The organism is Rathayibacter sp. AY1F4 (assembly GCF_002931775.1).
Classification (GTDB): domain Bacteria; phylum Actinomycetota; class Actinomycetes; order Actinomycetales; family Microbacteriaceae; genus Rathayibacter.
On sequence record NZ_PSVE01000010.1, the window covers coordinates 1 to 18,405 of the forward strand.

The window sequence follows — 18,405 nt, forward strand, 5'->3', positions numbered from 1 at the left end:
CCGGGGGCGGAGGGGCGGCGGGGCGGACGGGCCATGGGCGGGTGCCTCCTCGATCGCGGCGGGGGAAGTGGAGCGGCCCCGGCGCCCGCACCGAGGTGCTGGGCTCCGGGGCCGGTCCGGCGTGCCGAGACTACGCGGAGAAGCGCGGGAAGGCGGAGCGACCCGCGTAGGTCGCCGCACCTCCCAGGATCTCCTCGATGCGCAGCAGCTGGTTGTACTTCGCGACGCGGTCCGAGCGGGCCGGGGCGCCGGTCTTGATCTGGCCGCCGTCCACCGCGACCGCGAGGTCGGCGATGGTGGTGTCCTCGGTCTCGCCGGAGCGGTGCGAGAGGATCGCGGTCATGCCGTTGCGCTGGGCCAGGGCCACGGCGTCGAGCGTCTCGGTGAGCGTGCCGATCTGGTTCACCTTGACCAGGATCGAGTTGCCGGCCTTCTCGGCGATACCGCGGGCGAGGCGCACCGGGTTGGTGACGTACAGGTCGTCTCCGACGAGCTGCACCTTGTCGCCGATGGCCGCGGTGAGGTGGGTCCAGCCGGCCCAGTCGTCCTCGTCCAGCGGGTCCTCGATCGAGACCAGCGGGTAGTTGGCGACGAGGTCGGCGTAGTAGGAGGAGAGCTCCTCGGCCGAGAGCTTCTTGCCCTCGAACGTGTAGGCGCCGTCCTCGTAGAACTCCGAGGAGGCGACGTCGAGCGCGAGCCCGATGTCCTTGCCGGGGGTGAAGCCGGCGGCCTCGACGGCCTTGAGGATGAAGTCGAGCGCCTCGCGGTTGGTGGGCAGGTCGGGGGCGAAGCCGCCCTCGTCGCCGAGGCCGGTGGCGAAGCCGGCCTTCTTCAGCTGCGCCTTGAGCGCGTGGTAGATCTCGACGCCCCAGCGCAGGCCCTCGGAGAAGGACTCGGCGCCGAGCGGGACGGCCATGAACTCCTGGATGTCGACGCCGGTGTCGGCGTGCGCGCCGCCGTTGATGATGTTCATCAGCGGCACGGGCAGGGTGTGCGCGTTCGGGCCGCCGACGTAGCGGAACAGGTCGAGGTCCGACGACTGCGCGGCGGCCTTGGCCACGGCGAGGCTGACGCCGAGGATCGCGTTCGCGCCCAGGCGGGACTTGTTCTCGGTGCCGTCGAGCTCGATCAGCTCGGCGTCGACGAGGCGCTGGTCGGTGGCGTCGAAGCCCTCGATGGCCGGGCCGATCTCGTCGATGACGGCGTCGACGGCCTTCTGCACGCCCTTGCCGAGGTAGCGGTCGGAGTCGCCGTCGCGGAGCTCGTACGCCTCGAACGCGCCGGTGGAGGCGCCGGACGGGACGGCCGCTCGCGAGGACGCGCCGTCCTCGAGCAGGACCTCGACCTCGACCGTGGGGTTGCCACGGGAGTCCAGAATTTCTCGGGCGACGACTGCCTCGATAAGGGCCACAACTATCTCCTCTTGACGGGTGGGCTCCCGGAGACGGGAGCGGTCGGGAAGGAGTCTACTGACCGCCTCCGAAGCGCAGGAGACCGCGGCCGGTCGTAGACTCCCAGGGCCCGATCGCCGGACGGCCCGGGCGCACCCGCCGACCCGGAGGTTCCCCGTGACCACGACCGCCGCCGACCACGTCGACCGTCTCACCGCCGTCGTCCCGGACTTCCCGAGCCCGGGCATCCTGTTCCGCGACCTCACGCCGGTCTTCGGCGACGGCGAGGCCCTGCGGGCGGTGGCCGACGCGCTGATCGAGCCCTACCGCGGCCGGATCGACGCGATCGCGGGCGTGGAGGCGCGCGGCTTCCTGCTCGCCGCGGCGGCCGCCTACTCGGCCGGTCTCGGCGTCGTCACCATCCGCAAGCCCGGCAAGCTGCCGCGGGCCGTGCTGCGCGAGCAGGCGACCCTCGAGTACGGCGAGACGATGCTCGAGGTGCACGAGGACGCGGCGCCCCGCGGCGCGCGCCTGCTGCTGGTCGACGACCTGCTGGCGACCGGGGGCACGCTCGACGCGAGCCGCCGCCTGATCGAGCGCGCCGGGTGGAGCCTCGAGGGGATCGCGGTGGTCATGGAGCTCGACGGGCTCGGCGGCCGCGAGGTGCTGGCCGGCCACCGCGTCAACGCGATCGTCACCGTCTGACCCGGCCCCGTCGCTCCGCTCCCCCTGCCCTCCCCCTTCCCGCGAGACGCCACCCGGGTACGCGACCCGTCGGGCGAGCCCTCGTCGAGTGGCACTTCGCGGGGGAAGGGGCGGAGTCAGGTGAGGGAGAGGGACATCCGGGAGAGGACGAAGGTCTCGAGCACCTGCACGAGCATGTAGAGCACGAGCGAGACGCCGGTCACGAGCACGACCGCCGACCAGACGTCCGCGAACCGGGCCTGGGCGGACCAGGCGTTGATCGCCCCGCCGATGCCCGCACCGGTGGAGAGCCACTCGGCGAGCAGCGCGCCCGTGATCGCTCCGGGCACCGAGATGCGGATCGCGGCGAAGAGCGAGGGCAGCGAGCCGGGGATGGCCACCTTGCGGATCGCGGTGAGAGTGCTGCCGCCGTAGACCGCGACCACGTCGAGCATCTGCGGGGAGGCGTTGTTGAGGCCGAAGGCGATCGTCACCAGCGCGGGGAACAGGACGACGATCCCGCCGATCACCGCGACCGAGGCGATCGAGCCGGTCCCGAAGACGAGGATGATCAGCGGCGCCATCGCGATCAGCGGCACCGAGCGCAGCAGCATCGCGAACGGCATCAGCGCGTGCTCGATGCCCTTCGACAGGCGGAACAGGATCGCGCCGAGAATCGCCACGACCAGGCCGGCCGCGAAGCCGATCAGTGCGTCGCCCATGGTCACGGCGAAGAGGCCGCCCAGCTCGGCGCGGTGCTCCGCGGCCTTCGCATCGGTCACCAGGTGCTGCCAGACGTCCCACGGGCCCTTGACCACGTAGGGCGAGACCCCGCTGAAGAGGACCACGCCGATCCAGATCGCCAGCACGATCACGATCGTCGACAGGGCGACGAGCAGGCTCTTGCGCAGGCTCTTGAGAGTCGCGCCGAGGGCGGCCGTGCGCAGCTGGCGCCGCAGCTCGTCGACCGCGAGGATCGACGTGGCCGTGGACTGCTCCGTGCGGTCGGGGACGGTGGTCGTCATGGTCATGCCCGCTTTCCGGAGGACCAGGGCGCGATGAGGCGCCCGATCAGTCCGACGATGCCGTAGCCGAGGAGCGCGACGCCCGCGCAGAGGAGGAAGAGCGCCCAGACGCGGGGCGAGTTCAGCGAGACCTGCGCCGCGACCAGGATCGGGCCCACGCCCGTCTCGATCTTGCCGAAGTACTCGCCGAGGATCGCGCCGAGGAAGGCCGCGGGCACCGCGATCTGCAGCGCCGACAAGATGTTGGGCAGCGCCGCGATCAGGCGGACCTTGCGCAGCTGTGTGAAGCGCGAGCCCCCGTAGACCGTGACGACGTCGAGCGCCGCCTTGTCGGCCGCCTTCAGCCCGAGCAGGCTGCCGACGACCGTGGTGAAGAACACCGAGAGGCCGGCCAGGAAGATCGCCGTCGCGCTCGCCTTCCCGGGAGCGTCCGCACCACCGAGGATCAGCAGCACGATCGCTCCGATGGCGACGATCGGCACGCAGTAGGTGATGACCGCGAGCTGCGAGACGACCCCCTCCAGCCAGGGCAGGACCAGCACGAGCGCCGAGAGCACCAGCGCGAGGAGGTTGCCCCAGAAGTAGCCGACGGCCGCCTCGCCGATCGTGACGGAGAAGTTGCGCCAGTAGAAGCCGGCGCCGTCCTCCATCGCGGTCTGCACGACCTGCACGGGAGTGGGGACGGGCGCGTAGGTCGCGGCGCCGGTGGGGGCGGTGACGAGCGCCACGATCCACCAGACGGCGACGATCGCGGCGACGCCGATCAGCCCGGTGAGCCACGGAGGCAGGGACAGGGTGCGGCGCGGGGCCGCGGGGAGCGTGGTGGCCACGGTGCCTCCTAGACGCGGTCGTCCGCGGCCGCGCCGCCGTCGCCGAACAGCAGCTCGGAGGCCTGGTCGACGTAGGCGTGGAACTCGGGGGTGCGCTGCATCTCGGGGGTGCGCGGGCGGGGGAGGTCGATGTCGATGATCTCCTTCACCCGTCCCGGGCGCGGGCTCATCACCGCGACGCGGTCCGAGAGGAAGATCGCCTCCGAGATGCCGTGCGTGACGAGGAGCGTCGTGGCGGGCTTCTCGGTCCAGATCCGCAGCAGCTCGAGGTTGAGCTTCTGCCGCGTCATGTCGTCGAGGGCGCCGAACGGCTCGTCGAGCAGCAGGACCTCGGGCTTGAGGATCAGGCACCGCGCGATCGACACGCGCTGGCGCATGCCGCCCGAGAGCTGGGCCGGCTTGGCCTTCTCGAAGCCGCGGAGGCCGACGAGGTCGATCAGCTCGTCGATGTAGGACTGGTCGACGCTCTTGCCCGCGATCTCGAACGGCAGGCGGATGTTCGCCATGACGCTGCGCCACGGCAGGAGCGCGTGGTCCTGGAAGGCGATGCCGAGCTTGTTGTCGCGGCGCAGCTCCTGGGGAGTGCGGCCGTCGACCCGGATGGAGCCGGACGTCGGCTCCTCCAGTCCCGCGAGGATGCGCAGGATGGTCGACTTGCCGCACCCCGACGGGCCGAGCAGGGCGAGGAAGCTGCCCTGGTCGGTGTGGAGATCGGTGTCCTGCAGCGCCGCGACGCTGCGCGAGCCCATCCGGAACGTCTTCGACAGGCCGTGGATCTGGATGCCGGTGCCGCCGGCACCCTGGTCGCGCAGGGTGCCGGCGTCGGTCGTGTCGGTCACGAGTGGTGCCCTTCGTGGATCAGGATCAGGCCGCGTACTTCATCAGCTCGGGGTTCTCCTCGTAGACCTCGTCGAGGAGGGTCAGATCGAAGAGGTCCTCGGCCGTGACGTCGATCCCGGCGCCCGCGAGGGACGCGATGGTCTCGGACTGCAGCGTCTCGGAGATGGTGAAGAGGCCGTTCGAGACCGTCTCGTCCGAGACGACCAGCTCCTCGGCCTGGATGGTGGCGCCCTTCTTGGAGGACTCCTCGTTGAGGCCGAGGTCCTTGCCGTAGTTCTCGACGGCGAGCATCGCGCCCGCCTCCGGGTCGTTGACCGCGTCGGTCCAGCCCTTGATCTCGGCGACGAGGAACGCCTTCAGAGCGTCGCGCTTCTCGGCGATCGCCTGCTCCGACACCGAGAAGGTCTCGGCGACGAAGGGGAGGCCGTTGTCGGCGAAGGGCAGGTTGACGACCTCGTAGCCCTCGGCCGCGACCGTGATGGCCTCGTTCGTCAGGTAGGCGATGAAGCCGTCGACGGTGCCGTTGACGAGGACGGAGGGGTCGTACTCGACGGGGACGACCGTGAGGTCGGACTCGGAGAGGCCGTTCGCGGCGAGCAGCGCCTGGAACAGGGAAGTGTTCGAGGCCTGGACGCCGATCTTCTTCCCGGCGAGGTCGGCCGGAGTGGCGATGTTCCCGGCGGTCTTGATCGAGAGGACCGTGAAGGGGTTCTTCTGGTAGGTCGCGCCGATGATCTTGAGCGGGGCCTCCTGCTGGGCGATCGCGGTGCCGATCGAGACGGCGTCGCTGAGCGCGACGTCCGCGCTGCCCGAGAGGAGCTCGGCCACGCCCGTCGAGGGGCCGGGGGTGAGCGTCACTCCCGCCAGGCCGGCCTCGGTGAAGTAGCCCTTCGAGTCGGCGAAGAACTCGCCCGCGAACTCCTCGTTCTTGATCCAGGAGAGCTGGACCTTGAGGGTGCCGAGGTCGCCGCCGTCCGCGGCGGACGCGCCGGAGGAGTCGGAGGCGCAGGAGGCGAGGACGGAGGCGCCGCCGATCGCGAGGCCGGCGACACCCGCCAGGCGGAGGAGGCTGCGGCGGTCGAAGGCCGGGAGGGAGCGGAGGGGCGACAGGGTCAAGGGGACTCCTCGGGTGGGGATCGTCAGGGCTGCTGCGGTGCGGTGCGCGGGGTCGCGACGGGGTGCCCGTGCAGGCGCGCCAAGCCGCGCCGATCGGGTGCCTCGACGCTATCCGGGGGAGATTTCTCGGGTGTGTCCGCAGATTTCGCGGGTATTAAGGCTCTCACGGATCCGACAAGAATCCGACCAGATCGACATGATCCTCTGACGGATCGGCTGAGACCCTGTTCAGGCCTGACAGGACGGCCCCGTCCCCTCCCCCGGGCGCGGCTCAGCGCGGGCAGCCGGCGACACTCACCCGGCGCCGCCGGCGCGGATCAGCCGAGATCCTTGAAGGAGAGGTCGGCGGCGGAGGCGGCATCGCGCGGAACGAGAGCGAAGCGGGTGAAGCCCGCGGCGGCCGCTCGGTCCAGCAGCGGGGTGAGGTTCTTCGCCCGGCGCTCGAGGCGCACGCGCGAGCCCCGGGCGATCAGCTCCTGCTTGAGCGCGAGCAGCAGCTCGGGCGCCGCGTCGCGCTCGTGGACGAGGACGACGGCGTCGGGGCGCTCGACGACGGCACCGCCGATCAGCTCGACGATCCGCTCGAAGCCGATCGAGAAGCCGCAGGCCGGCACGTCCTGACCGAGGAAGCGGCCGATCATCCCGTCGTACCGCCCGCCTCCGCCGACCGAGGAGCCCGAGGACGGGTGCGCGATCTCGAAGATCGTGCCGGTGTAGTAGCCCATGCCCCGCACGAGCGTCGGGTCGAAGCGGAGCGAGACGCCGGCGGGCAGCGAGCGCAGCGACCGGGCCAGGGTCTCGAGCGCGAGCACCGCCTCCGGGTCGATGCCCTCGGGCAGCACGTCGAGGATCGCGGACTGCTCGAGCGCCACTCCCCCGGCGGCGACCGCCTGCTCGATCCGCGCGAGGTAGCCCCCGAGGACCGCGGCCGCGTCCGGCCCGTCGGCCTCCAGCTCGGCGACGACTCCGGCGGCGCCGATCTTGTCGAGCTTGTCGATCGAGATCAGCGCCGGGCCGAAGCGCTCGGGGGCGAAGCCGCAGTGCTCGAGGATTCCGGTGAGGATGCGGCGGTCGTTGATGCGGATGGTGCAGTCCTGGAGGCCCAGCGCGTCGAGTGCCGCCGCGGTCGCCGTGATGAGCTCGACCTCGGCCAGCTGCCCGGGCTCGCCGATGATGTCGATGTCGCACTGCACGAACTGGCGGTACCGCCCCTTCTGTGGGCGCTCGGCGCGCCACACCGGCGCGATCTGCACCGACCGGAAGACGGCCGGCAGCTCGGCGCGGTGCGAGGCGTAGAAGCGGGCGAGCGGCACCGTGAGGTCGAAGCGCAGGCCGAGGTCGGCGAGGGCGGACGCGTCGTCGACCGCCGCCAGGTCGTCGCGGGTGAGCCCGCGGCGCAGGACGCTGAAGGCAAGCTTCTCGTTGTCGCCGCCGAGCCCGGAGTGGAGGCGGTCGAAGTCCTCGACCACGGGCGTCTCGATCTCGTCGAACCCGTGGGAGGCGTACACGCAGCGGATGACGCCGAGCGCGTGCTCGCGCTTCGCCTTGTCGGCGGGGAGGAAGTCGCGCATGCCGCGGGGCGGGGTGATCGGGGAGGCCATGACGGCGATTCTCCCAGATCGGCCGGGGCGGGCCGGCGGGCGCCTCAGTCCGCGCGCCGCTCCTGCTCCACCGCGCGGATCTCGTCCTGCAGGTCGCGCGTCGCCGTGCGGAGCGCACGCTCGGCGTCGAGCCCCTGGGCGCGGGCGGAGGCGACGATGGCCAGCAGCAGCGGGCCGAGATCCTCCTCCGACTCAATGGGCAGAGGGCCCTGGCCGGCGTCCACGACGCCCAGCGAGGTCGCCTTGCCGATCACCTTGTCGGCGAGCGCGAGGGCGGGCATGCCCTGCGGGATCCCGTCGAGCACGCTCGTGCGGTGCGGCTTCTCGGTGCGCTTGAGCTCGTCCCACACCGCGATGACGTCGTCGGCCGTCTCGGCCGTGGCATCGCCGAACACGTGCGGGTGGCGGCCGACCATCTTGGCGTTCATGTGCGCCGCGACGTCCTCGATGGTGAAGGGCTCGGCGCTCTCGGCCGCCAGGTCGGCGTGGAAGAGCACCTGGTAGAGGACGTCGCCGAGCTCCTCGATCAGGTCGGCCCGGTCCCCCGCCTCGATGGCGTCGACGAGCTCGTGCGACTCCTCGATCAGGTAGCGCACGAGCGACTCGTGGGTCTGCTCGGCGTCCCACGGGCAGCCGCCCGGGGCGCGGAGGACGTGGACGGTGCGGATGAGCTCGTCGAGCCGGGGATGCGCGGTCACCCCGCCATCCTCGCATCCGGTCCGGCCGCCTCCGCTGACATCGGGGCGGCGCGGGCGCCCGGGAGCCTCAGGCCCGCGCGAGACGCCGCCGCGCGACGAGGAGGCAGCCGCCGGCGACGAGCGGCACCGCGGCGAGGAGCCCGGGTGACGCCGCGACGGACACCGCGGTCGAGGCGCTGACCAGTGCACCCGCCAGGTTCCAGAGGACCACCGCGACTCCCGCGCCGTCCCCGATCGGGAGCGGCACCGGGCTGAGCAGCTGCGGCGGCAGCGGACCCCGGGTCGCGTCCATCGCCCGCGCGGCGACGGCGGCGACGGCGGTCGCGGCGGCCACCGGCACCGCCGCGCCCGGGAGCAGCAGCGAGGCGGCGAGGGCGCCGAGCATCGCGACTCCGACCGCGAGCACCAGCGGGAGGACGGCGTGCAGGAGGAGCAGCTCGAACGGGCCGGGGGCGAGGAGCGCCGGCTGTCCCGCTGTCGCGGCGGCGTGACGGAAGCCGTCGCTCCAGACGCCGGCGCCGAGGTAGGCGAGCACGCCCGCCGCGGCGGCCGGGAGCGCGAGGAGGGAGGACGGCACGACCGCGGTGAGCACGGCGGCGGCGCCGGCGGCGGCCAGGGCGACGACCGCGACCGCCGAGCGGCCGGGAGTGCGCAGCGCGCCGATCGCGTCGCGCACCGGCACCGCGAGGGCGAACGGGGAGAGGCGGACCGCTCGGAGCCCCCGCCCGATCGCCGGGAGGGCGCGGTACCCGTCGAGCGACTCGGCGAGGTCGCCCGTCGCTCCGAGCCGGGCGGTCGCCGACCACTGCCGGGCCTGGGCGAGGAGCCGAGGTCCGCGCGCGGCGTCGAGCAGCCGGGGCGCCGCGGCCAGGAGGACCGCGGCCGACGCGAGCAGCACGGTCGCCGCGCGCACCTCCTCCGCTCCGCTCACGGCCGAGGAGAGGAGGCCGCCCGGCGTGGGCCCACCGGGCACGAGGGCCCCGAGGACCGCGAGGGAGGCGAGGATGCCCGCCGCGAGCGCGGGGAGGCGCGAGGGCAGGCACTGACCGGCGAGCCAGGCGACGGCGAGGAGGCCGGCGAACGCGGCGCCGCCGGCGACGGCCGCGAGGAGCGGCGCGGCGGCGGCGAGGGCGAGGAGCGACGCGACGGCGGAGCAGCACGCCACGAGACCGGCCGACGCCCGGACCAGGGGTCGGCGGAGCACCGACCAGCGGCGCAGATCGGTCGCGAGCAGCACGGCCGTGGTGTGCGGCTCGCCCACCGCGGGTCCGCGCACCCGGCCCAGGAGCACGGCGGCGGGCAGGGCGAGACCCGCGGCGAGGGCGATCAGCGGCTCCGGCGCGGCTCCCGCCTCGGCGGCGAGGAGCGCGAGGGCCCGGGCGACGGGGAGGACGACGACGAGGACGGTCATCGCGGCGAGGTAGCCCGCGTAGGCGCGCGGACTCGGCGGAGCCGCGGCGCGGTGCCGGTGCAGAGCCCGCACCTCGGCGACGCGGGCCCCCTCCGCGCGCGTCACGCCCGCTCCAGCTCGACGACCCGCGCGCCCAGGCCCTCGATCAGCACGGGGCTGTGGGTCGCGACGACGAGCGCCCGGGACGCGGCTGCGCGCCGCAGCACCTCCGCGACCAGCGGCACCCGCTCGACGTCGAGCCGCTGCTCCGGCTCGTCGAGCAGCAGCACCGCGGAGGGACGGGCCAGCACGAGCGCGAGAGAGAACAGCTGCGTCTGCCCGGAGGAGAGCTCGTGCGGGAAGCGGCGGGCGAGCGGAGCGAGCGCGAGCGCGTCGAGACCTGCCGCGGCCTCGCGGCGGGCGTCGGCGACCGGCGCGCCCCACGAGACGGCGACCATCGCGAGGTGCTCCTCGAGGGTCAGGTCCCGCTCGAAGGGCGGAGTGCCGATCAGTGCGGCGACGGCGCGGCGGTGGGCGGCGGAGCGCTCCTCCGGGGCGAGCCCGGCCACCGCCACGACTCCCTCGCTCGGAGCGGTGAGGCCGGCGATCACCCGCAGGAGCGTGGTCTTGCCGGTGCCGTTGCGGCCCGTCACCGCGACGCGCTCCCCCGCCTCCACCTCGAGCGAGCACGGGGCGAGCAGCTCGACCCCCGAGGCGCGTACCGCGACCCCGCGGACGGCGACCAGCGGGCCGGCGAGCGGCTCCGGCTCGCGGGGGCGTCGGGCGGCGAGGAGCGGCATGCCCTCCATCCTGCCAGCGGGCCCTCCCGCAGCGGCGACGGCCGCCGGAGCGGGACGGCGCGCCGCCGGGGAGCGCCTCCCCGAGGACCTCAGACGGTGACCGGCTCCGGGAACAGCGCGTCCAGGAGCGACGCCACCCACTGGATGAGCGCCCGGTCGCCGAGCGGGACGCCGTCGAGCACGGGCATCGGCACGACGACCGCGTCGGCCTGCTGCAGGTACTTCGCGGTCGGGTACATCCGGCGCAGGCGCACCTGGATCGAGTCGGGCAGGTGAGCGGGAGCCACGCGGACGTTCGAGCCCATCGCGACCACGTCGCTGAGGCCCGCCTTCTGCGCGCGCATGCGCAGCCTCGACACCAGGATGAGGTTCTCGACCGCCTCGGGCAGCTCGCCGTAGCGGTCGGTCAGCTCCTCGACCACGAGGTCGATGCTCCCCTCCTTCGCCGTCGGCGACGACGCGGCCGACAGCTTCTGGTACGCCTCCAGGCGCAGCCGCTCGCTGTCGACGTACTCCTCCGGGATGCGCGCGTCGACGGGCAGCTCGAGCCGCAGCTCGGTCTGCCCCTCGGCGACCTCGCCGCGGAAGGTGTCGACGGCCTCGCCGATCATCCGCAGGTAGAGGTCGAAGCCCACGCCCTGGATGTGCCCGGACTGCTCGCCGCCGAGGAGGTTGCCCGCACCGCGGATCTCGAGGTCCTTCAGCGCGATCTGCATGCCGCCGCCGAGGTCCGAGTTGGCGGCCAGCGTCTGCAGCCGGTCGTGCGCGGTCTCGCTCAGCGGCTTCGTCTCGTCGTAGAGGAGGTAGGCGTAGGCGCGCTCGCGGCCGCGGCCGACCCGCCCGCGCAGCTGGTGCAGCTGCGAGAGACCGTACTTGTCGGCGCGGTCGACGATCAGCGTGTTCGCGTTCGGGATGTCGAGGCCGGTCTCGACGATCGTCGTCGACACCAGGACGTCGAACTTGCGCTCCCAGAAGTCGACGATGATCCGCTCGAGCTGCGACTCGCTGAGCTTGCCGTGCGCGACCGCGATCCGCGCCTCGGGCACCAGCTCGGCGAGCTGCGAGGCGACGCGGTTGATCGTCGAGACGCGGTTGTGCACGAAGAACACCTGGCCCTCGCGCAGGAGCTCCCGGCGGATAGCGGCCGACACCTGCTTCTCGGAGTAGGGGCCGACGAAGGTGAGGATCGGGTGGCGCTCCTCCGGCGGGGTCGCGAGGGTCGACATCTCGCGGATGCCGGTCACCGCCATCTCGAGCGTCCGCGGGATGGGCGTGGCGCTCATCGAGAGGATGTCGACGTTCTTCTTCAGCGCCTTGAGCTTGTCCTTGTGCTCGACGCCGAAGCGCTGCTCCTCGTCGATCACGAGCAGGCCGAGGTCCTTGAAGACGATGTTGTCGCTGAGGAGCCGGTGGGTCGCGATGACCATGTCGACGGTGCCGTCGGCCAGGCCCTCGATCGTCTCCTTCGACTCCTTCGCGCTCTGGAACCGGCTGAGCGCCCGCAGGTGGACGGGGAAGCCGGCGAAGCGCTCCTGGAACGTCTCGAGGTGCTGGCGGACGAGCAGCGTGGTCGGCACGAGCATCGCGACCTGCTTGCCGTCCTGGATCGCCTTGAACGCGGCGCGCACGGCGACCTCGGTCTTGCCGAAGCCGACGTCGCCCGAGAGCAGGCGGTCCATCGGGATCGGCCGCTCCATGTCGGCCTTGACCTCGTCGATGACGGTGAGCTGGTCGGGGGTCTCGGCGAACGGGAACGCCTCCTCCAGCTCGCGCTGCCAGGGGGTGTCCGGCGGGAACGCGTGCCCGCGGGAGGCCATCCGGGCGGAGTAGAGCTTCACGAGCTCGACCGCGATGTCGCGGACCGCGCGGCGGGCCTTGCTCTTGGCCTGCGCCCAGTCGCTCCCGCCCATCTTGCTCAGCGCCGGAGCCTCGCCGCCGACGTAGCGGGAGAGCAGGTCGAGCTGGTCGGTGGGGACGAGCAGCTTGTCGCCGGGGAAGCCGCGCTTGCTGGGGGCGTACTCGAGCACCAGGTACTCGCGGCGGGTCTTGATCGCGTTGCGGCCCCCGCTGGAGACCTCGCGCTGAGAGAGCTCCACGAACCGGCCGATGCCGTGCGTGGCGTGCACCACGAAGTCGCCGGGCGTGAGCTGCAGCGGGTCGACGACGTTCTTGCGGCGCGACGCGAGCTTCTTCACCGCGCGGGAGTCGTAGCCGACGGTGCGGCCGTAAAACTCCGTGTCGGTGAGCAGGGCGAGCTTCGCCTCCTCCACCTCGAAGCCGTGATCGACGGAGGCCTGGACCACGTAGGCCAGACCCGTCTCGAGCCCGGCGGGGAGGTCGGCGACGATGCGGGCGGCGACCTCGTGCTCGGCGAGGACCTGGTCGGTGCGCTCGACCGTGCCGGTGCCGGGCGCGGTCAGGACCACGGTCCAGCCGTCGGCCAGGCGCGCGCGGACGTGGGCGAGGGCGCCCTCGACGCTCGCTCCGAAGCCGGGGACCGGCTCGCCCTCGACGCGGACGGCGAGGATCTCGTCGATCCCGAGCTCCTCCGGCAGCACCTCGGCCTCGCCCGCGGCGGGGCCCTGGCGGAACGTGCTCATCGTCCACCAGGGGTGGTCGGGAGCGTCGGCGCCCGGGGCGCTGAGCTTCACGGAGTCGCGGAGCGCGCCGAGCGAGATGAACTCGCCCGAGGCGAGGTCGATGGGGGCCTCGGCGCCGGCGGTCGCCGCGCTCCAGGCCGCCTGCAGGAACTCGCGGTTCGTCTCGGCGAGGCTGATCGCCCGCGTCGCCACGCGCTCGGGGGCGAGGACCGCGACGGCCGCCCCCTGGGGGAGGTAGTGCGAGATCGGGACCAGCCGCTCGAGCAGCGCGGGGGCGAGCGACTCCATCCCCTCGACCGGGATGCCCTCGGCGATCTTCGCGAGCATCGCCGACAGGCTCGGGAACTCGTGCAGCATCTCGCGGGCCCGCTGCCTCACCGCGGGCACCAGCAGCAGCTCGCGGCTCGGCGGGAGGACCACCGAGTCGGCCTCGCCCGGGAGCGAGCGCTGATCGGCCACGGAGAAGCCGCGGATGGAGTCGACCTCGTCGCCGAAGAAGTCCACTCGGCTCGGATGCTCGGCCACCGCCGGGAAGACGTCGAGGATGCCGCCGCGCACGGCGAACTCGCCGCGGCGCGTGACCATGTCGACCCGGGCGTAGGCCAGGTCGACCAGCTCGGCCGAGATGCGGCCGAGGTCGTAGCCGCGGGCGCCCTTCACGAGTCGGATCGGCTCGATGTCGGCGAGGTTGTCGGCGACCGGCTGCAGCGCCGCGCGCACGGAGGCGACCACCACGAGGGGCCGCTCGCCGGACCACTGCTTCATCCGCCGCAGCGCGTCCAGGCGCCGCCCCACGATCTCGGCGCTCGGGCTGAGGCGCTCGTGCGGCAGCGTCTCCCAGGCCGGGAACTCGACCACGTCCGCGTCCGGCAGCATGCAGCCGAGGGAGGCGCGCACGTTCTCGGAGTCGCGGCCCGTGGCCGTGACCACCAGCGCCGCCTGCGGGCGTCCCGCCTCCGCGCGCCTCTCGATCAGCCCCGCGAGCAGGGGGACCCGGAGGCCATCGGCCACCGAGAAGTCGGCGTCCCGCACCGCGTACGCGAGAGCATCGTCGAACGTGGAGGCGCGCGACAGCGCCGAGATGATCTCGTTGAGGGGCACGGATCCAGTTTACGGCCGCCCCGCGGGCCGACCGCCGAGGGAAACCCGAACCATCGAGGAAGCCCGGGGCTGCGGTCTCCCTCGCCGTCCGGGGTCCCCTCGGTGGAGGGCGGGTCAGGCGCTGGTGTGGAACTTCAGCTGGGCGGCGGAGAGGCCGGAGTCGGCGATGAGCTCGACGGCGTCGGCGGCGTCCGAGACCAGGATCGGGAGCGCCTCGCGCTCCGGGCCGGCGAAGTCCTTCAGCACGAAGTCGGCGGCCTGCTGGCGGCCAGGCGGGCGGCCGATGCCGACCCGCACGCGCAGGAACTCGGCTCCTCCGGTCGCCGCGAGGATGTCGCGGATGCCGTTGTGCCCTCCGTGACCGCCGCCCTGCTTGAGGCGCAGGCTGTCGAAGGGGATGTCGAGCTCGTCGTGCACGACGATCAGGTGCGCCGGGTCGACCGAGTAGAAGTCGAGCAGCTGCGCCGTCGGCCCGCCGGAGAGGTTCATGAAGCTGTTGGGCTTGCCCAGCACGAGCTTCGGCCCGCCCGGGCGGAGGAAGCCCTCGGCGACCACGGCGTTGGCGCGGTTGTGCCGGCGGAACGAGCCGCCGATCCGCGTCGCGAGCTCGTCGAGCACCATCTGGCCGACGTTGTGCCGGTTGCGCGCGTACTGCGCGCCCGGGTTGCCCAGTCCGACGACCAGCCAGGTGTCACCCATGTCGTTCCTCTTCCTCGGGGGCGGCGGAGGGACTCCCCCGCCGGACGCGGAACGGGCCCGCCGCGGCTGCGAGCGGGCCCGTTCCCGGGGTGGTGCGGACTACTCCGCGGTCTCGGCGACGACGTCGCCCGAGGCCGGGGTCTCGTCGTCCTCGCCCAGGTCCTGCTCGACCTCGGCGGTGACGTTGACGATGAGCACCTCGGCGTCGGTGACCAGCGTGGCGCCCTCGGGGAGCGTGACGTCGGCGGCGGTGATCTGCGTGCCGGCCTCGAGGCCCTCGACGGAGACGACGATGTTCTGCGGGATGCGCGTGGCGTCGACCTCGAGCGAGAGGGTGTTCGACTCGATCGAGACGAGGGTGCCGGGAGCGGCGTCGCCCTCGACGTGCACGGGGATGTCCACCTCGACCTTCTCGCCCTTGTTGATGACGACGAGGTCGATGTGCTCGATGATCTGGCGCACCGGGTCGCGCTGGATGTCCTTCACCAGCGTCGTCTGCGCGGCGCCCTCGATGTCGAGCTCGAGGATCGCGTTCGCCTTGCGGGTGAGGAGGAGCACCTGGTGGCCCGGGAGGGTGAGGTGCTGGGGCTCGGTGCCGTGGCCGTAGAGGACCGCGGGGATCTTGTCCTGCGCGCGGATCTTGCGGGCGGCGCCCTTGCCGAACGAGGTGCGGACCTCGACGACGACCTTGTTGGTCAGTTCAGCCATGATGTTCTCCTTGGGCGGCGCGCACGCCACCGGATCGGGTCGTGGCCTGCGGCCACGGACGGTTTGTCGACTCGAACGCATGTCAGCGTGAGGAGAAGTCCGTGGCGCCCCGTGGGGGCCTCGCCTGCTTCCACCGCGTCGATCACGGATGCACGTGCATCCCTCGCCGAAGTTCAGCTGCCGATCCTACCCGGCATCGCGGCCGCCCGCCAGCAGAGCGGTCGCGCCGCCGGACTCGGAGCCGGACGTCCAGGCGGACCGCCTACCGTGCGGGTATGACGAGCGACGACTTCGGCTCCTACGTCGAGAAGAACGGCTTCCACCGCGACACGAACTACATCCCGACGCGGATCACCGCCGACGGCCGCGACGGGTACCCGGTGGAGGCGGGGCGCTACCGCCTCGTCGTCTCCCGCGCCTGCCCGTGGGCGAACCGCGCCGTGATCGTGCGGCGCCTGCTCGGGCTCGAGGACGCCCTCTCGATGGGCATCTGCGGGCCCACCCACGACAAGCGCAGCTGGACCTTCGACCTCGACCCGGGCGGGGTCGACCCGGTGCTGGGCATCCCCCGCCTCCAGGACGCGTTCTTCGCCCGCTTCCCCGACTACCCGCGCGGGATCACCGTCCCGGCCCTCGTGGACATCCCGAGCGGCCAGGTCGTCACCAACGACTACCCGGTGATGACGCTCGACTTCTCCACCGAGTGGACCGCGTTCCACCGCGACGGCGCCCCCGACCTCTACCCCGAGGAGCACCGCGAGGAGATCGACGAGATCGCCGAGCTGGTCTTCCACGACGTGAACAACGGCGTCTACAAGTGCGGCTTCGCCGGCTCGCAGCGCTCCTACGACCGGGCCTACGACCGCCTCTGGGCGCGGCTGGACTGGCTGGAGGAGCGGCTGAGCACCCGCCGCTACCTGGTCGGCGACACCATCACCGAGGCGGACGTGCGGCTCTTCACGACGCTCGCCCGCTTCGACGCCGTCTACTACAGCCACTTCAAGGCCAACCGGAACCTGCTGTCGGCGATGCCCGCGCTCTGGGGCTACGCCCGCGACCTGTTCGCCACTCCGGGGTTCGGCGACACGATCGACTTCACCCACATCAAGTCGCACTACTACGAGGTGCAGCGGGACATCAATCCGACCGGCGTCGTCCCCAAGGGCCCGGACCTCTCCGGCTGGCTCGTCCCCTCGCGACGCGAGGAGCTCGGCGGCCGCCCGTTCGGCGACGGCACTCCCCCGCCGCCGCCGATCCCGTCGGAGCGCGTCCCCCTCGGCCACGGCGCCTGACCGGTTCCGGTCGCGGTCGTCGCGGCGCGCGCAAGACCGTGCGCGCGCCGCACGACCGATGTGCAGCCGGGAGACGGCTCGGACCCGGGCTCCCCGGAGCGACCCGGGGCTAGCCTTGTCTCGCCCCTGAACGCGAACGTCGAGGAGAACCGTGTCTGACAAGCCCACCGCCACAGCCAACATCGGAGTCGTCGGTCTGGCGGTGATGGGCTCGAACCTCGCCCGCAACCTCGCCAGCCGCGAGGGCAACACGGTCGCGGTGTTCAACCGCTCCTACGGCCGCACCGAGACCCTCATCACGGAGCACCCGGAGGCGGGCTTCGTCGCGTCCGAGACCATCGAGGACTTCGCCGCCTCGCTCGCCACCCCGCGCACCGCGATCATCATGGTCCAGGCCGGCCGCGGCACCGACGCCGTGATCGAGCAGCTGACGAAGGTCTTCGAGCCCGGCGACATCATCGTCGACGGCGGCAACGCGCTCTTCACCGACACCATCCGCCGCGAGAAGGCCGTCCGCGAGACCGGCATCCACTTCGTCGGCACCGGCATCTCCGGCGGCGAGGAGGGCGCGCTCAAGGGCCCGTCGATCATGCCCGGCGGCTCGGTCGAGTCCTACAGGACCCTCGGCCCGATCCTCTCGTCGATCGCCGCGGTCGCCGAGGGCGAGCCCTGCGTCACCCACATCGGCACCGACGGCGCCGGCCACTTCGTCAAGATGATCCACAACGGCATCGAGTACGCCGACATGCAGCTCATCGCCGAGGCGTACGACCTGCTCCGCACCGTCGGCGGACACGAGCCCGCCGCCATCGCCGAGGTCTTCGACGCCTGGAACAAGGGCGACCTCGAGTCGTACCTCATCGAGATCACCGCCGAGGTGCTCCGCCAGGTCGACGCCGACACCGGCAACCCCTTCATCGACGTCGTCCTCGACCAGGCCGGCTCGAAGGGCACCGGCGTCTGGACCGTGCAGAACGCGCTCGACCTCGGCGTCCCCGTCGGCGGCATCGCCGAGGCCGTCTTCGCCCGCGCCGTGTCCTCCCACCCCGAGCAGCGCGAGGCCGTGCAGGCCCGCGTCACCTCGCGCCCGACCCCGGTCGAGAAGTACGAGGGCTTCGAGGACGACGTGCGCGCCGCGCTCTACGCCTCCAAGGTGGTCGCCTACTCGCAGGGCTTCGACGCGATCATCGCCGGAGCCGAGAAGTACGGCTGGGAGATCGACAAGGGAGCGGTCGCCAAGATCTGGCGCGCGGGCTGCATCATCCGCGCCCAGTTCCTCAACCGCATCGTCGACGCCTACGACGAGAACGCCGGCATCACGACCCTCCTCGAGGACCCGTACTTCGCCGAGGCCGTCGCCAACGGCGAGGCCGCCTGGCGCCGCATCGTCTCGACCGCCGCGCTCTCGGGCGTGCCGATCCCCGGCTTCGGCGCCGCGCTGTCGTACTACGACTCGCTCGCCTCCAAGCGCCTCCCGGCCGCTCTCGTGCAGGGCCAGCGCGACTTCTTCGGAGCGCACACCTACAAGCGCGTCGACAAGGAGGGCACCTTCCACACGCTGTGGTCGGGTGACCGCACCGAGGTCGAGCAGGACCCCTCCACGCACTGACCCGCGTCGCACGGGAAGGTG

The 18,405-nt window shown here is 72.6% G+C and carries 15 protein-coding genes; 3 read left to right on the forward strand and 12 right to left on the reverse strand.

Annotated features, from left to right (window positions below; all coding sequences use genetic code 11):
• Positions 1 to 130: 130 nt before the first annotated feature.
• Positions 131 to 1,411 carry a phosphopyruvate hydratase gene (gene eno / locus C5C59_RS07900; protein WP_104222361.1) on the reverse strand — a complete coding sequence of 427 codons (1,281 nt, stop codon included), beginning with the start codon at positions 1,409 to 1,411 and terminating at the stop codon, positions 131 to 133.
• A 157-nt stretch (positions 1,412 to 1,568) separates the two neighbouring features.
• Between eno and C5C59_RS07905 the strand changes: the two genes are divergently transcribed.
• Positions 1,569 to 2,096, forward strand: coding sequence for an adenine phosphoribosyltransferase (locus tag C5C59_RS07905; RefSeq protein WP_104239005.1), 528 nt, complete (start codon positions 1,569 to 1,571; stop codon positions 2,094 to 2,096).
• Positions 2,097 to 2,212: 116 nt separating this feature from the next.
• Here the strand turns inward: C5C59_RS07905 and C5C59_RS07910 are convergent, their stop codons facing one another.
• The 11 genes from C5C59_RS07910 to C5C59_RS07960 all read right to left on the reverse strand — a co-directional run bounded on the left by C5C59_RS07910 (position 2,213) and on the right by C5C59_RS07960 (position 15,483).
• The gene (locus C5C59_RS07910; protein ID WP_104222359.1) at positions 2,213 to 3,106 is read right to left on the reverse strand and encodes an ABC transporter permease; all 894 of its coding nucleotides are present in this window, start codon (positions 3,104 to 3,106) and stop codon (positions 2,213 to 2,215) included.
• Positions 3,103 to 3,930: an ABC transporter permease gene (locus C5C59_RS07915; protein WP_258059477.1), complete on the reverse strand. Its 828-nt coding sequence runs from the start codon at positions 3,928 to 3,930 to the stop codon at positions 3,103 to 3,105. The genes C5C59_RS07910 and C5C59_RS07915 overlap by 4 nt, the downstream gene beginning before the upstream one ends.
• Before the next feature lie 8 nt (positions 3,931 to 3,938).
• Positions 3,939 to 4,679, reverse strand: coding sequence for an ABC transporter ATP-binding protein (locus C5C59_RS07920; RefSeq protein ID WP_104222373.1), 741 nt, complete (start codon positions 4,677 to 4,679; stop codon positions 3,939 to 3,941).
• Positions 4,680 to 4,794: 115 nt separating this feature from the next.
• On the reverse strand, positions 4,795 to 5,886 hold the full coding sequence (locus tag C5C59_RS07925) for an ABC transporter substrate-binding protein (RefSeq protein WP_258059873.1): 1,092 nt from the start codon (positions 5,884 to 5,886) through the stop codon (positions 4,795 to 4,797).
• A 317-nt stretch (positions 5,887 to 6,203) separates the two neighbouring features.
• Positions 6,204 to 7,487 carry a histidine--tRNA ligase gene (gene hisS, locus C5C59_RS07930; protein WP_104239003.1) on the reverse strand — a complete coding sequence of 428 codons (1,284 nt, stop codon included), beginning with the start codon at positions 7,485 to 7,487 and terminating at the stop codon, positions 6,204 to 6,206.
• A gap of 44 nt (positions 7,488 to 7,531) precedes the next feature.
• Positions 7,532 to 8,185: a MazG family protein gene (locus C5C59_RS07935; RefSeq protein ID WP_104239002.1), complete on the reverse strand. Its 654-nt coding sequence runs from the start codon at positions 8,183 to 8,185 to the stop codon at positions 7,532 to 7,534.
• Between the two features lie 67 nt (positions 8,186 to 8,252).
• On the reverse strand, positions 8,253 to 9,701 hold the full coding sequence (locus C5C59_RS07940; protein ID WP_104239001.1) for a hypothetical protein: 1,449 nt from the start codon (positions 9,699 to 9,701) through the stop codon (positions 8,253 to 8,255).
• Positions 9,698 to 10,375: an ATP-binding cassette domain-containing protein gene (locus C5C59_RS07945; protein ID WP_104239000.1), complete on the reverse strand. Its 678-nt coding sequence runs from the start codon at positions 10,373 to 10,375 to the stop codon at positions 9,698 to 9,700. The genes C5C59_RS07940 and C5C59_RS07945 overlap by 4 nt, the downstream gene beginning before the upstream one ends.
• 89 nt (positions 10,376 to 10,464) lie before the next feature.
• The gene (gene mfd, locus C5C59_RS07950; RefSeq protein ID WP_104238999.1) at positions 10,465 to 14,076 is read right to left on the reverse strand and encodes a transcription-repair coupling factor; all 3,612 of its coding nucleotides are present in this window, start codon (positions 14,074 to 14,076) and stop codon (positions 10,465 to 10,467) included.
• A 114-nt stretch (positions 14,077 to 14,190) separates the two neighbouring features.
• Positions 14,191 to 14,775, reverse strand: coding sequence for an aminoacyl-tRNA hydrolase (gene pth / locus C5C59_RS07955; protein ID WP_104238998.1), 585 nt, complete (start codon positions 14,773 to 14,775; stop codon positions 14,191 to 14,193).
• 99 nt (positions 14,776 to 14,874) lie between these two features.
• Positions 14,875 to 15,483, reverse strand: a complete 609-nt coding sequence (locus C5C59_RS07960) for a 50S ribosomal protein L25/general stress protein Ctc (RefSeq protein WP_104238997.1) — start codon at positions 15,481 to 15,483, stop codon at positions 14,875 to 14,877.
• A gap of 275 nt (positions 15,484 to 15,758) precedes the next feature.
• On the opposite strand from C5C59_RS07960, the gene C5C59_RS07965 reads away from it, so the two are divergent.
• Positions 15,759 to 16,775, forward strand: coding sequence for a glutathione S-transferase family protein (locus tag C5C59_RS07965; protein WP_104226929.1), 1,017 nt, complete (start codon positions 15,759 to 15,761; stop codon positions 16,773 to 16,775).
• Positions 16,776 to 16,926: 151 nt separating this feature from the next.
• Positions 16,927 to 18,384, forward strand: a complete 1,458-nt coding sequence (gene gndA, locus C5C59_RS07970; RefSeq protein WP_104233684.1) for an NADP-dependent phosphogluconate dehydrogenase — start codon at positions 16,927 to 16,929, stop codon at positions 18,382 to 18,384.
• Positions 18,385 to 18,405: the final 21 nt, after the last annotated feature.